Origin of the sequence: Micromonospora sp. DT233 (assembly GCF_049841815.1) — a bacterium.
GTDB lineage: Bacteria > Actinomycetota > Actinomycetes > Mycobacteriales > Micromonosporaceae > Micromonospora.
This window is the reverse complement of record NZ_JBNCLB010000020.1, coordinates 1-13,383: the sequence shown is the minus strand read 5'-3', so window position 1 is coordinate 13,383 and position 13,383 is coordinate 1. Positions and strand designations below refer to the sequence as shown.

Below are 13,383 nucleotides of genomic sequence, written 5' to 3'. Positions count from 1 at the left end.
GTCAGCACTCTCCGGTCAGGTCGGCGACGTACTCCACTCCGCCGCCGTGGTCGGCGCGGGCGGTCCAGCCGTGGCAGGTGACTCCTTCGTCGGTCAGCACCGTGCTGGCCCACTGGCACGCCTGGTCGACCTCGGCGGCGCCCAGGCCGTCGTGGTCGGCGTGCGGCTTGTCGTCGGCGAGCAGCAGCCAAATGCCGGCGACGGTGTCGTGCAGCAGCCGGCACTCCCCCACCACGGCCCCCTGGTCACGCTCGCTTATTGATGGTCAGTCCAGGCGCCTCATGACACGGTCGAGCGCGGCCTGGGTGTGCGTCAGCGCAGCGCGCAGCTCCCCGAGTGCCTGCTTGAGGCTGGCCGGGTCTCCAGGGCCGGGCAGCGCGGTGACGAAGGTGCCTCGACCCTGGACTGGGTTGAGCAGCCCGTCGTCGATCAGGACGCGCTGCGCCTGACGGATGGTGTTCAGCCCCGCAACGGCGTACTCCTCCTGCAGTTCGCTGATGCCGGGCAGCGTGGTGCCGACGGGCCATTCGCCGTCAGCGAGCCGCCGACGCAGGTCGGCGGCGATCTCCTGGTAACGCGGACCACTTGCCATGCAACCACCCTAAGACCTCACAGACCTCTTAGGCAATACGAGCAATGACGAGTCGAGCAGCTTTCCGCCACGCCCGCACTCAAGAGCGATTAACCGCGGTTAACCACAACACTCTGGAGCGCCCAAACTCCTGAGCAGGCGCCTGCGGCCCTAGCATGGCGAGCATCCGAAGTACCGCGGCCACGATGGGCCCGGGAAGCAGACGGAACGGAGCTCCACATGACTCAGGTCCACGTCGTCGCCAACCAGAAGGGCGGCGTAGGCAAGACCACCCTTGCCGTCAACCTGGGGGCGGTGACCTACGACGTTCTGGTCAACCCGGAGCCGATTCTCAGGTCGACCGCTGAGGCCATCGGAGACCCGGCGAGTCCGGTCATGGTCGCGTCCACGGACCCTCAAGCCTCGTCGGTGTGGTGGTCGAAGCGCGTCGAGCAGCAAGGGGGAGGACTGCCGTTCGACTTTGCCCAGATCGACGATCCCCGCGATCTCCGCAAGCTACGAAAACTGCACTACGAGCACATCTTCGTCGACACGCCGGGCTCGCTTGAGGACGAGCGCATCCTGCAGGCCGCGCTGGATGAGTGCGATGACGTCCTGGTGCCGATGGTGCCGGAGCCGCTCTGCTACGACCCGACGACCCGCACCATCGAGGCTGTCATCGCGCCGCGCGGAATTCCGTACCGGGTGGTTGTCAACAGTTGGGACCCGCGCGACGGGCTACCCGACCTTCAGCAGACCGCCCAGTTCATCCAGCGCAAGGGCTGGCCGATGTGCAACACGGTCATCCGGCGGTACAAGCTGCACTCCCGAGCCTCCGCCGAAGGCTTGGTGGTCACGCAGTATCCCCGGAACAGGGTGGCCATGGAGGCGCGCGAGGACTTCTTCCGACTGGCGCTGGAGATGGGCTACGGCGGGGGAGCGACAGTGCCCTCGCAGGCCGGCTCGACGAACCTTCAGGAGGTTTGACGTGGCTGGGAAGCGAGTGAATCTATCTGACCTCGCCACCGAGCCAGCGCTGCCTGAGGCGCGGGTGCCGGTCTTCGCCGAGTCGGCACCACGGACTGCCCGGGTACATCAGGTAGCGGCCAACCCTCTCAATACCCGAGACCTCGACGCCGACCACGCGAAGATCGAGAGCATCGCCGATTCGATGCGGACGCACGGGCAACTCCAGCCGTGTGCCGTGGTGGCCCGGGAAGCCTTCCTGCGCATCTACCCCGAGCACGAGGCTGCGATCGGGAAGGCCGCATGGGTACAGGTCACCGGTGGCAGACGGCGCGCGGCGGCGCTGCTGGCGGAGCAACCAACTCTGGACATCGTCGTCAAGAACAGCTTGGCCGACAGCAGAGAGGCATGGGTCAGCGCCACCGCCGCCGAGAACCTCGACCGCGAGAACCTGGACCCGATCGAGGAGGCCCGGGCGATCCAGCTATTGGTGCAGGAGTGCGGGACAGGAAAGGCCGCAGCCGAGAGGATGTCCCGCACTCCGGCCTGGGTGACGCAGCGACTCAACCTGCTCAAGTTGGCACCGGAGGTACAGGCACTGCTGAGGTCCAGAGAGCTTCCCCTCCGAGACGTCCGCGATCTCCACCAGCTCCCCCCTGATGGGCAGCTCGCCGAGCTACGCCAGCGTAAGCAGCCAACTGAGGTACCGGGATTAACCGCGGTTAACCGAGAGCCCAGCCGCCCTGGAGAGTCATCACCCAGCGGACCAAAACCGCAGCGGTCAGCAGCAGCGTCGGCCATCAGACGCCTCGGCGGCACGCCCGACAAGATTGCGGATGCGCTGCGAACAGAGATGACAACCGAGGACCTACGAGCGCTCGGGGACCTCCTACTACGCCTGTCGGCAGCCACCGATGGCCGAGAACCCGAATTTCACAGCACCGTCGATTAGCTCGACCATGACGGCTCCCCAGGGCGCGGCACCCCCTGGGGAGCCGTCATGGGGCGACTCCTCGCCTCACTACGGCACAAACCACTGGTCCGTTTCGCAAGTCCGGCCCCCGCGCTGACGCCCGGCCGGCTCACCGCGCGCCAGCGTGTCTTGATCCCATAGAGGCCAATTCGCAACGTTATTCGGCAACGGACTCCGGCCCGGCGTACCTCGTCCCGGCGAGGGTGGCCCCGTCAAAGCTCGCGTCACCGTTGAATCTTGCCCCGTCGAACTCAGCGGTGCTGCCGAACGTCACCTCATCGAACCAGGCGTCGCCGCTAAACGTCGCCCCGCCGAACCCGGCGTCGTCATCGAACCTCGCCCTACCGAACCCAGCGTCGCCGCTGAATGTCGCCTCGCCGAACCCAGCGCTACCGCTGAATCTCGTCTCGCCGAACCCGGCGTCGCCGCTGAACGTCGCCTCGCCGAACTCGGCGTCGCCGCTGAACACAGCCTTGCCGAACCCGGCGCCGCCGCCGAACGTCGCCCCGCCGAACCAGGCGTCGCCGCCGAACGCCGCCTCGCCGAACCAAGCGATGCCCCTGAACGCCGCCTCGCCGAACCAAGCGATGCCCCTGAACGCCGCACTGCCGAACCAGGCTCCGCCGCTGAACGTCGCCTCGCCGAACCAGGCGCCGCCGCCGAACGTCGCCCCGTCGAACCCGGCGATGCCGCTGAACGTCACCCCGCCGAACTCGGCGCGGCCGCTGAACGTCGCTTTACTGAACAGGGCGTCGCCGTTGAACGCCGCCTCGCGGAACCTGGCGCCGCCGTTGAACGTCGCCTCGCCGAACCAGGCGCCGCCGCTGAACGTCGCCTCGCCGAACCAGGCGCCGCCGCTGAACGTCGCCCCGTCGAACCCGGCGTCGCCGCCGAACGTCACCCCGCCGAACCTGGCGTCGCCATTGAAGTGGGTTTTGGTGAAGGTGGCGTTGTGAAGGTGGCAGGCGGTGAGGTCGAGGTCGATGAGGACGGCTTCGGTAAGGTCGAGCACCACCTTCGTACCCCAGTACAAGGGGTGGGGTTCTCTGTCTGGGGTCGTCGGTCGCAGGTGGCGGGCGAGGATGCGTTGGGCGGCGAGGCGGACCTGTCGTTCTTCCCGCGGGTCCACGGCGGGTTTGTCGCTGTCAGCAGGGGCGGCCGTCGGCACGGTGGCTGGAGCGGCGCCGTCCGCAGGTGGTGGGGCAGTGGGCGTAAGGGCGGGTTGGTCGATGGGCGGGGTGTAGGGCATGCGTAGGTAGGCGCAGATCACCTCGACGATGCTCTGCCGGTGCGCGGGGTTGTCCTGGGCGAGGCGTTCCAGGGCGTACAGGCCGGCGAGGCGAACTGGGGCCTTGTCCGAGCCGAGCTGGTCGGCAGCCTTGACGTACAGCTCGGTGACGCGCTTCTCCCCGGCGTCGTACTCGGTGGCCTGTTGGGTTCGCTCCGCCAACTGCTGCCGACGAAACGCCAACAGCAATGCAAAGGCGGCGGTCACCGCCGCGCCGATGGTCAGACCAGTGCGGATGGACTCCACCCGCAGCTGCGCCCGCTGCACCCCGTCACCCACCACCGGCACCGAACCCTGCAGCCAGGAGACCGCGACCCAGGTGACCGTCCCAACCACGGCCGCTCCGGCCGGGATCACCCAGGACCGCAGGGTCCGCACCTGCCGATCCGGCGGCGTCGGCGCGGCAGACACCTCATGCTTCACACTGTTCCGCTGCCACAGCAGCACCCCCGCGACCAGCGCCGCCAAGGCTCCCGCCACCGGCACCAGCACCGGCCACGCGGTAGCCGGGACACCCCACCACGACCGGGGAACCAACGCGAGCGCGACCGACAGCAGAACCAACCCGCCGACCGCCATCAAAGCGACACTCAACTGTCTCATCACACTGCGGCCGACCGCCATCAAAGCGACACTCAACTGTCTCATCACACTGCGGAATCGTGCCCGTACAGAGCAAATCCGCAACGTGCCCGCTGACGGTCACCGGCCGCGGGCAGGCGTATTCGGCCTGCCGCTGCTCGGCACACGCCTGCCTGCAGTTGCGCCCGCCCGGATGCCGCCGCCTGTCGTCCGGACAGAGCTCGGGGCCGGCCCCGGCCGGTGTAGGCCAAGGGCGGCTGGTCGTACTGCAGGTCGGCTGGGGCACTCGGTCAAGGGCGCAGGGCCTGGGGAAGGCCGCAGCCGGGCTGCGCCACGTCGGGCCACTCGCACTCACCGCCGGCCCCGGCAACATCGAGCAGGGCGGCACGGCCGGCGCGGCGCAGGTGCCCCGGGGTACGGGCACGGATTGCGGCGAGCGCGGCCTCGGCCGCCGGGCTGCGCTGGCCCGGCCCGACGGCGGCCTTGTCCCGCTTGTCCTCGGTGGCGCGTACCTGGTCGCGCCGTTCGCGCTGCGCGGCGGCTTGCATCGCGGCCAGGACCCGCTGGTGCCGGGTGTGCCGGGCCGCCGGGTGCGGTGGGGCGTCCGGCCCGGTCAGCGCGTCCTCCAGCAAGGCGCGCAGGTAGGCCAAGGGCTCGCGGGGCTCGACCAGCAGCGGCCGGGACCGGGCCCGGCGTACCCAGGCGTCCAGTGCCTCGACCGTCCACTCCGGTCCGAGCGCCGCGCCCACGGTCGCGGCGACCCTGGGCAGGGGAACTGGACGCAGCCACGTCCACCAACCCTGAACGGCCCGCGCGAAGTCGTACGCCCACCCAGCCCACTGCGGACGGGGACGGCGGGCCCGTGGGCCGTCAGACTCGGTCTGAACCGACCTAGGACGCCGTACACGCGGTGACCCGGCACACCTCGGTCGAACCGCGTGCCCCTCGTTAGTTGATGAGCGCGAAGCGCGCTTGTCCCGCCGGCTTTGCCGGTCCTCAGATGTGGCGGGAGCGATCGGCGGAGAGAAGACCAAACCCCGGTACGAACAGGAACTTAAATACTTACCTTGAGACACCATGTGGGGGGGGAACAAATTGCCGCTGTCGATGGCCTCCCGGATCAGGCCACGGACCTGCTCCACGCTGACAGCCGACGCCGCCCGCATCTCGTCACGACGGGCCGCCTCCGAGCGCTCCACCCAGCCGCCAGCACGGGCGCGCAGCCCGTCGAGGTGCTCCTGCGCGGCGGCCAGCAGGGCGGCGGCGTGCTCGACCAGGTCCGCCAACACAGCGAGCGCGGCTGGCACGTAACGAGCCCGGCCGGTGCCGTCACCCCGGTGCAGCGGCACCAGGTCGTAGCAGGCCCGGTCCTGGGCCCGGCCCGTCTCGACCCGCTCCGCCAGGGACAACCGGCGGCCGGCCTCGGTCCGCACCGCCCACCGCAGGGCGGTCGCCCGCGACCACGCCGCGGTGACCGCCCGCTCCGTGCAACCGGCTAGCTCCGCGCTGCGCGCCCGACCCGGCATCGCCCGCCGCCCGGAACGCCAGTCCGCGTCGACCGCCAGCACCCCCGCCACCCGCGCCAGCGCACCCGGACGGCCTCGCGTCGTCGACCGGGCCGCTGCGTCACGGGCCAGCAGGTCCGCCAGCAGCTCCACCGCGCGGGACCGGCCCGACCCGGCCGGGTAGCCGTCGACGGCCGCGCGCAACCGGCCCACCCACGCGGCCAGCTCGTCGACGCGCCCTTCGGCCTCGGTGACCTCCGCGAGCAGGGCGAACCGCTCCGCCTCCCCGGCGGCCTCGGCGGCGTCGGCGGCCTCCTGGGCGGCACGTGCGGCGGCCAGGTGCGACCACCCGCACAGCCAGCACTCCGGCACCGGATGAGCCGATCCGCACGCCCCGCACCCCTCGGGCACGTCGACGTCCAGGCGCTCGCGCAGCTCGGCCACCAGGCGGCGCCGCTCGCCGGCCGCCGCCCGGTCTTGCCGTCCTCGCCAACACGGCCAGCACAGCGGGTCCGACGCGGCCCCTTCACGGGAGACACCCAGCCGGTCCACGCCGGCTGCCGCGCACCGCACACACGGCGTCTGCTGCCCGGTCGGGTATACCGGCCGCCTGCGGTCCCGGGCCGGCACACCGATACGCAACTGCCCCGACCGGTCGGCCTCGAGAAGTGGTCGCTCGTCGACCAAGTGCGCCCGGCAACCGGACCGGCCCGCCACTACCGGCACCGGACGACCACCCGCGTAGCACGACGGGCACCAGCCCAACTCCACCAGGCGCGCGGGATCCAGAACAGCCGTCATCGGCCCACCACCAGCACGGCTGCAGACGGGGTGGCGATGCGGGCCTGCCCATGGCTGATCGTCTCGGCCGACTGCGCCGGCCTGCGGCGGTTAGTTGCCGTAATCATCGGCATCAACCGGGGCGGCACCGTCGCAGACCGGCCAGGCTTACGTCCTGACGCGGGCTGACCTGGGCGAAGGTGAGATGAGGCTGGGCGCGGGCAAGCGTCACCGCGACACGCGGACACCGTGTCTGGAGACAAGAATGCACCCAGCCCGGAGGTGGGTGCTATGGTGTCCTCCGAGCTTGTTGGAGCCTCAGACCCTTTCGCGGCCAAACGATTGGGGGTCTGGGGCTCTCTTGCTGTCTGCAGTTAGGGGTTGAGCGAGGGCGCTCCCTCACGATCGAAGTTGGGGTGTGACCCCGAGTCAGGGCCGTGTTGTAACCCGTGGATCTTACGGTGACTCTGCCACCGGCAAAGGCACCGCCACGCCCCGGCACCGGCGATCCTGGCCAGTCCTGTTTGGAGCTCACCGTGAAATAGGCACATACCGGGATAAGCCAGACGACCTTACGCACCAAGGGAATCCGAAAGTGAGCAATCAGGTGGGCGGCCCGGTCAATCGGGCCGCCCATTCGTGCGCATTGAATGGTCACGCCGGCAGGTGAATGGTGTCGCAGTGGACGGCGTTGCCGTCTCCGTCGTGGGCATACAGCTCGCCGTAGCGGTCGTCGGGGCCGTCGACGGCGGCGAGCAGCCGTACGGCCTGGTAGCTGGCCGCGTCGACGTCGGCGGCGGTGAAGTAGGTGACCGCCTGAGGGCTGTCGACGTCGGGGTCGGTGACGACGTCTAGGCGGTACTCGTCGGTCGTGGCGGCGACGACGCTGGCGAACGGGCGGTGGGTCATGTGGTCACCAAGCGCCGATCGCCAGGGCGGCGGTCAGGGCCGCACCGGTGTATCCGGCCAGCAGCAGCGGCACCGCACGGCTGATCGCCCGGTACTTGGCGCGGGTGGAGCGGCTGAGCCACCACAGTTCCCTGGCCTTGGCGAGGGGGGTCAGTTGCGGGACCTGCTCGGCGTCGCCGGCGACGATTCGGGCGAGCACGCCTTGGGCGTCGTCGGCGTCGGCGTAGGCGACGAACCCGAAGTCCCCGCCCAAGCGAGGGCGGGAGGCGAGCAGGAGCAGCACCACGGCGGTCAGCACCACCACGGCGGTGGCCGCGCCGGCCGTGAGCGCGGCGGTGGGGAGGTGGCCGCCGGCTCCGGCGCCGCCGAGGACTGCCAGGCCGGCGCCGAGCAGCACCCCGGCCATCTGGAGGTAGCCGGACGCCTTGGGGTCGATGCGGGCCAGTTCGGCGCGGACGATCGTGATCTCGGCGTCCAGGCAGGCCGGCACGGTGCCCCGGCCGCACGCCGAGGCGTGCGCCCCGGCACGGGCCAGGATCTCCAGCTCGCTGAAGTCGCGGTCTTCCACGCCGCAGCCGGTGCACCGGGAGGTGCTGTCGGCGAGGCCGGGGGAAATCTCCACCAACACCGCGTACGCACCGGCGGTCGGGATGGTGAAGTGGCGGCGGGGTCCGCCTTTGGCGCGCGGCTCGTAGGCGCTGGCGTAGGCCGCGCCGAGGTAGGTCGGGTCGCTTGATTCGGGCACCATGACGGGAGCTCCTGTCATCTGTTTCGGATGGGGGAGTTGGCGGGCGGCCCCGAGCTTGGGAAGGCAGGGGGGCCGCCCGCGCGGCGTTAGCGGCTGGCGTAGGTGGGAGAGTCCGGACGCGGGTACGCCTCGGCCCGGCAGAAGGCGTCGTAGCCGCACCAGTCCCAGACGGCGACGCCCGGGCGCAGCGGGGCGGTGCGCTCGTCGGCGAGGATCTGCTCGGCGTCGTCGGTCCAGTCGATGCCGGTAGCGATCGCGGCGACGGCGGCCTGGTCGACGTGGCGGGCGCACAGCCGCTGGGCGATGGCCTGGCCGCTGGGCAGGTGGGTCAGGCTGTAGCGGCCGTCGAGACGCAGGCCGTCGTCGTCGACGGTGACGTTGATGGCCAGGCCGGGCACGAGCGGCCAGCCGGTGACGACCAGTTCCCGGACGCGGGGCTCCTCGGCGTCGGTGTCGCTCAGGTACAGCCGCACCGGGATCGTCGGCGCGGCGGTGCTCATGATCGTGGTCATGGTTCCTCCTGTTCAGCGGCGGTTGGCGAGGAAGGCGATCGCCCACGTACCGGCGATGCCGGCGGTCGCGGTCAGCGCCTGGGTCCACCCGCCGGGGGCGGCGATCGACATGAGGACGGCGGTCACCGCGGCGGCGTGCAGGACGTACATGGCGGTGCGGGAGCGGCGGCGGGCGAGCACGCCCTGCTGCAGGGCGGCGAGGGAACCGGCGGCCCAGCCGGCCCACAGCGCCCAGCCCCACGGGCCGTGGGCGCCCGCCCAGGCGGTGGTAGCGGGCAGTAGCATCGCGTGGGCGGTGACGACGGCGACCAAGGCCAGCAGCAGCCAGGCGGTGTAGGTGGCGGCGGCCATCAGGCGGCGGCGGTCGGCGAGGACGGTGCCGACGGTCGTGACGCGGTTGGCGGGCGGCCAGCGATCGCAGCAGCCGCGGGGCCAGAGCCCGGTGTCGTGCTGATGGCGGTGGACCGGCTCGTTGCCGGGGGCTGCGGGCTGCTGCTGCATGGCGTCTCCTGACTGTGGATGGCGAGCGGGCGAACCGGGGTGATGGCGCGGGCGTGGCCCGCCACGACGGCGGCGTACTGGTGCTGGGCGGTGTGCATGTCCGCCTCGGCCGCGACGGCCTCGCGGGCGTCGCGGGTGCGGTCAACGGCGGTCAGCGCCAGCGCGGCTGCGGCGACGGTCAGCAGCGCGCCGCCGATCAGCGGCGGGCCGCCCGCGTCGGCGGCGAGGTGCCCGGCGGTGGCCACGCTGCCGAACAGGCCGCTCGCGCCGGCCACCGCCGGCCAGCGGTTGCGGCCGATGTGGGCGCGGCGGTGCCGGCGGCCGGCGGCGCGGATGGCGTCCTCGGCGGCGCGCATCCGGGCACCGTCGAGCTGCCAGGCGATCAGTTCGACCGACAGGGCGTCGATTCGCTGCTGGTGGGTCAGCGCGTAGACGGTGTCGGCCGGTTGGGCGTCGCGCTGACGGGTCAGGCGGCGGATCTCGGACTCAATTTCAGCGACCCTGGCAGACATGGCGGGCGGGTTCTCCTCTACGGACGGTGACCTAACAGGCGGGTCTCATAACAGCGGTGGGGGAGGGGGTCGACGCCTGCATAGGGGCCCCCTCACGGGGGAGGGCACACCCGGGTTATGAGGCGTTATGCGTTACTGGCAGTGACCGTGCTGGTGGCGACCTCGGGCGGCAGGTACTGCCCGGTCGCCGCCCGCCCGTCTGGGTTTTGCGGGCGCACGACGCGGCCCTGCTGGCCAAGCTGGGTCAGCGCGTTGGACACCAGCTGGGAGGTGGCGGTGGTGTCGCCGCCCTCGTGGAGCGCGGCGAGGATGTCGCGCGGTCCGGCCGGGGCGCTGCTGGTGCGCCAGATCTGGCGGACGGCCGCCTCGACCCGGTCGGCGCGGGTGCGGTACCCGGCCAGCGGCGTCGGCTCGACCGGGCCCACGGCGGCCGGTGCCTCGCCAGCGGCCGGCGCGGGCGGTGCGGTGGCCGGCTTGCCGCCGAGCCGGCTGAAAATGCTGGCGACGGCGGAGGCCATCGCCTGGTCGGCGTCGCGCTCCGGCGTGCTGGCCTGCGTCTTCGCGCCGCTGCGGGTCCGGGCGCCGCGCAGGTCCGCCAGGTAGTCGTCGGTGACGAGCTGGTGCCGGCCGGCGTAGGTCTTCCCGGCCGCCTGCGCCGATCCGGCGTCGAGGTCGCGCTGGTGGTAGCGGCGATTCCACGAAATCTCGTCGACGCGCGGCCCGTCGTGCAGCACCGGCTTGGACGGGTCCGAGGTCTGGACGTACTCGATCTTCGCCCGGACCGGTTCGCTATCGCCGAGGCGGGCATAGCACTCGCCGCGGTGGCGCAGCGGGGGCAGCTTGTAGTTGCCGGTGACCCGGCCAGCCTCCTGCTCGTCACCGGACATGAGCACGATCTCCCGGCCGATGTTGGCGCTGGCGTCGCCGCCCTTGTCGCCGAAGGCGTGGTGCACGCCGCGCTGGGTGGCGGCGATCAGGTAGATCCCGGCGGAGGCGACGGCCTGGGTGCACTCGGCGTACATGTCGCCTGCGGTGACTTCGACCCCGTCGTAGTACGCCTTGACCTTGGTGTTCAGCGCGAACGACGCCTCGTCGATGTAGAAGAGGATCTTCTTGAAGCCGTGGCGGGCGGAGAACGGCTGGTCCTGACGCCAGCGGGCGATCTCCATCGCGGCGATGAGCATGTGCAGCACGCCCACGGCGTCGGCGCGGACCCAGTCCAGCGGCGGCCGGACGTCCTGGCCGAGGTAGGGCTCCAGCCACGGGCCGACCAGGTCGTAGAGCTTGCGGGTGCCGGCGACCCAGATCAGGGCGTCCTCGCAGCGGGTCACGTCGGCCCACTCGCGGTGGATGTAGGCGGACTTGCCGCCGGTGGTCGCGCCGAGGATCCAGGCGTGCCGGGCGACGTCGACGCCGATCGGCATCCCGTCCATGCCCCACAGCGCGTACGAGGGCTCGGCGACCCGCCGCCACTTCGGCCGGCCGGCGGCGTCGACCAGGTCATCGACGCGCTCCTTGTAGGGACGGATCCGCTTCATCACGTCCTCGGTGTTGGCCTGGATCGTGTAGACGCCGACCCGGTTCGGGTCCTCGCTGATCTGCACCCAGTCCGGGGCGATGTCGCGGCGGGTGATGTCGCGCAGCGCCAGCGCGATGCGCCGCACGTCGTGGTCGTCCAGGCGGGGGGCCTGCTCGACGCGCAGCTTGCCGTTGACGACGCGGCGCAGCTCGATCGGTGCCCACGCCTCGACCCGCGCGCCGAACGGTCGATCGGCCGGGCCGACCATCTGCGGGTTGGAGATCCGCAGCCACTCCAGGCCGGCGCGGCGCACCGCCAGGCGCAGCAGCCACGCCAGGTGCGGCTCCCCGTCACGCGGGCCGGTCAGGTCCTCAGCGGCCAGGGCGAGCTGGGCGTGCCCGCCGGTGGTCAACGCGACCTCCGCCGCCGGGCGCGTCGCCGGGGGCGCGTACCGCAGCAGGTACTCGTGCGCTCGCGCCATCACCCAGGTGCTACCGCCCAGCGCCGGCAGGACCAGCGCCCACACCGGCCACAGGTCCGGCACCGACACCGCAAGCGTCGACCAGGCGGCGTAGACCGTCACCGCCGCGACCAGCCAGCCCAGCACCCGGGACTTCGCCGCCGAGCTGAGGCGGGCAAACATGGGGGAGATCCGGACCAGCAGCCGGGCGCCGAACGCAGCCATCGCCGCCAGCAGCGCCGTGGCCAGCCCGGCGATCCACACCGGCGAGCCGGTGACCAGCCACACCGCCACCCACACCGCGCTGATGAACGGCGCGACCACAGCCCAGAACGTTTTCCACTGAATGCCCACCGCTGCTCGCCGCTTCGTCACGACGTCCTCCTTGTTCTGCCTGGTCCTGCGCGGTTCGTGGGGTGCGGGGGCCGCACCGGGTGCGGCCCCCGCGCGGTGGATCGGTCAGAAACCGATGGAGCGTGCCTGCGCCTCGTACTCCTCGGCCTGCTCCTCGTAGTAGCGGGCCGCGAGGATCTCCCGCGCCGCCTCGGCCTCGGCCTCACGCGCCTGCCGCGCGTGCTCCGCCGCGACGTTGACGTCCCGGATCGTGCGGGCGGCCATCTTGTGGTTCTCGGCCGACTCCTGGTTGGCCCGGGCGTCACGCCGGTACTGGGCCGCCGCATCCCGGCAGGCGCCCGCACGGCCCTGCAACGTCTGTGCCTTCTCGATCAGCCCGGCGTAGCGGTTCGCCACCCGCATCGCGTCCTGGTCGACACTGCTGGTCGTGGTGCTCATTGCTGGTCCTCCAAGGTGGTTGGGAACAGGGATCTGGTGCTCGGTGGTGCGCAGCGGCGTCGGTGCGTTCCGGTCCCACCACTCGCTGCCAGCGGTGGTCCCGGGGTCAAAGAGCGGCTCAGTACGCGGAGCCGACTGCGGCGTCGGACCGGCCGACCCGCTGGCCGGCGTCGCGCCCGGCCGACCAGGCGGGTTGAAAATGTCGTCCACTTCGACGTCGATCACCGTTTCCGGCCGGTGCCCGCCGGGAGACGGCCGCGTCATCGCCTTCACCGGCTCCTCCGCGCCGGCCGGCTTGTCCGCCGCCTTGCCGGTCTTGGCCTTCTTCGCGGCACGGGCCAGCCCCACCAGCGCCAGCAGCGCCGTCCCGCCCGCCGTCTTGGCCTTACGACCAGCGGTCGGCTTCCCGCCGCCGTCGCCGGTCGGCTTCCCGCCGCCAGCGGGGGTCTTGCCGCTGGCGGCGGGCTTCCCGCCGCCGGCCGGGGTCTTGCCGCTGGCCGAGGGCTTCCCGCCGCCGGCCGGGGTCTTGCCGCTGCCCGGGGTCTTGTTGCGGCCGAACGGCCACCACCCGCCCTCGGACTTGCCGCCGCTCGGCTTCTTCTTCCCGCCGTCGCCGGTCGGCTTCCCACCAGCGGGAGCCTTGCCCCCGGCCGGAGACTTTTCGCCGCCGGCCGGGGTCTTGCCGCTACCCGGGGTCTTGTTGCGGCCGAACGGCCACCACCCGCCCTCGGACTTGCCGCCGCTCGGCTTCTTCTTCCCGCCGTC

12 protein-coding genes and 1 pseudogene are annotated in these 13,383 nt (G+C 71.7%); 2 read left to right on the top strand and 11 right to left on the bottom strand.

Going from position 1 to position 13,383, the window contains the following annotated elements; all coding sequences use genetic code 11:
* Nucleotide 1: 1 nt before the first annotated feature.
* Nucleotides 2–235 (bottom strand): hypothetical protein, encoded by a 234-nt coding sequence (locus ACLQ2V_RS26755; protein ID WP_425721350.1) that lies wholly within the window; start codon nucleotides 233–235, stop codon nucleotides 2–4.
* Nucleotides 236–265: 30 nt separating this feature from the next.
* A complete protein-coding gene (locus ACLQ2V_RS26750; RefSeq protein WP_425721349.1) occupies nucleotides 266–592 on the bottom strand; it encodes a GntR family transcriptional regulator in 327 nt (108 codons plus the stop codon).
* Between the two features lie 219 nt (nucleotides 593–811).
* Here ACLQ2V_RS26750 and ACLQ2V_RS26745 point away from each other — a divergent pair, with 219 nt between their 5' ends.
* Nucleotides 812–1,558, top strand: coding sequence for a ParA family protein (locus tag ACLQ2V_RS26745; protein WP_425721348.1), 747 nt, complete (start codon nucleotides 812–814; stop codon nucleotides 1,556–1,558).
* Between the two features lies 1 nt (nucleotide 1,559).
* The gene (locus ACLQ2V_RS26740; protein ID WP_425721347.1) at nucleotides 1,560–2,489 is read left to right on the top strand and encodes a ParB/RepB/Spo0J family partition protein; all 930 of its coding nucleotides are present in this window, start codon (nucleotides 1,560–1,562) and stop codon (nucleotides 2,487–2,489) included.
* Between the two features lie 178 nt (nucleotides 2,490–2,667).
* Here ACLQ2V_RS26740 and ACLQ2V_RS26735 read toward each other — a convergent pair whose 3' ends face one another.
* The 9 genes and pseudogenes from ACLQ2V_RS26735 to ACLQ2V_RS26695 form a co-directional block, all read right to left on the bottom strand.
* A complete protein-coding gene (locus ACLQ2V_RS26735) occupies nucleotides 2,668–4,422 on the bottom strand; it encodes a pentapeptide repeat-containing protein (RefSeq protein ID WP_425721346.1) in 1,755 nt (584 codons plus the stop codon).
* 248 nt (nucleotides 4,423–4,670) lie between these two features.
* On the bottom strand, nucleotides 4,671–6,329 hold the full coding sequence (locus ACLQ2V_RS26730) for a hypothetical protein (RefSeq protein ID WP_425721345.1): 1,659 nt from the start codon (nucleotides 6,327–6,329) through the stop codon (nucleotides 4,671–4,673).
* Between the two features lie 990 nt (nucleotides 6,330–7,319).
* Nucleotides 7,320–7,574, bottom strand: a complete 255-nt coding sequence (locus ACLQ2V_RS26725; protein WP_425721344.1) for a hypothetical protein — start codon at nucleotides 7,572–7,574, stop codon at nucleotides 7,320–7,322.
* Nucleotides 7,575–7,578: 4 nt separating this feature from the next.
* Nucleotides 7,579–8,322: a Pycsar system effector family protein gene (locus tag ACLQ2V_RS26720; RefSeq protein WP_425721343.1), complete on the bottom strand. Its 744-nt coding sequence runs from the start codon at nucleotides 8,320–8,322 to the stop codon at nucleotides 7,579–7,581.
* Nucleotides 8,323–8,408: 86 nt separating this feature from the next.
* Nucleotides 8,409–8,834: a hypothetical protein gene (locus tag ACLQ2V_RS26715; RefSeq protein ID WP_425721342.1), complete on the bottom strand. Its 426-nt coding sequence runs from the start codon at nucleotides 8,832–8,834 to the stop codon at nucleotides 8,409–8,411.
* 12 nt (nucleotides 8,835–8,846) lie between these two features.
* On the bottom strand, nucleotides 8,847–9,185 hold the full coding sequence (locus ACLQ2V_RS26710) for a hypothetical protein (RefSeq protein ID WP_425721341.1): 339 nt from the start codon (nucleotides 9,183–9,185) through the stop codon (nucleotides 8,847–8,849).
* Entirely contained in the window at nucleotides 9,185–9,847 is a 663-nt protein-coding gene (locus tag ACLQ2V_RS26705; RefSeq protein WP_425721340.1) for a hypothetical protein, read from the bottom strand. The genes ACLQ2V_RS26710 and ACLQ2V_RS26705 overlap by 1 nt, the downstream gene beginning before the upstream one ends.
* A 125-nt stretch (nucleotides 9,848–9,972) precedes the next feature.
* Nucleotides 9,973–12,201 (bottom strand): hypothetical protein, encoded by a 2,229-nt coding sequence (locus ACLQ2V_RS26700; RefSeq protein WP_425721339.1) that lies wholly within the window; start codon nucleotides 12,199–12,201, stop codon nucleotides 9,973–9,975.
* Nucleotides 12,202–12,285: 84 nt separating this feature from the next.
* Nucleotides 12,286–13,383: pseudogene (locus tag ACLQ2V_RS26695) on the bottom strand (hypothetical protein); the annotation flags it as partial.

Coding starts and splice junctions, on each gene's coding strand:
- ACLQ2V_RS26705 (WP_425721340.1), bottom strand. CDS start 9,847: ATGTCTGCCAGGGTCGCTGAAATTGAGTCCGAGATCCGCCGCCTGACC.
- ACLQ2V_RS26710 (WP_425721341.1), bottom strand. CDS start 9,185: ATGGCCGCCGCCACCTACACCGCCTGGCTGCTGCTGGCCTTGGTCGCC.
- ACLQ2V_RS26720 (WP_425721343.1), bottom strand. CDS start 8,322: ATGGTGCCCGAATCAAGCGACCCGACCTACCTCGGCGCGGCCTACGCC.
- ACLQ2V_RS26725 (WP_425721344.1), bottom strand. CDS start 7,574: ATGACCCACCGCCCGTTCGCCAGCGTCGTCGCCGCCACGACCGACGAG.
- ACLQ2V_RS26745 (WP_425721348.1), top strand. CDS start 812: ATGACTCAGGTCCACGTCGTCGCCAACCAGAAGGGCGGCGTAGGCAAG.
- ACLQ2V_RS26715 (WP_425721342.1), bottom strand. CDS start 8,834: ATGACCACGATCATGAGCACCGCCGCGCCGACGATCCCGGTGCGGCTG.
- ACLQ2V_RS26750 (WP_425721349.1), bottom strand. CDS start 592: ATGGCAAGTGGTCCGCGTTACCAGGAGATCGCCGCCGACCTGCGTCGG.
- ACLQ2V_RS26735 (WP_425721346.1), bottom strand. CDS start 4,422: ATGGCGGTCGGCCGCAGTGTGATGAGACAGTTGAGTGTCGCTTTGATG.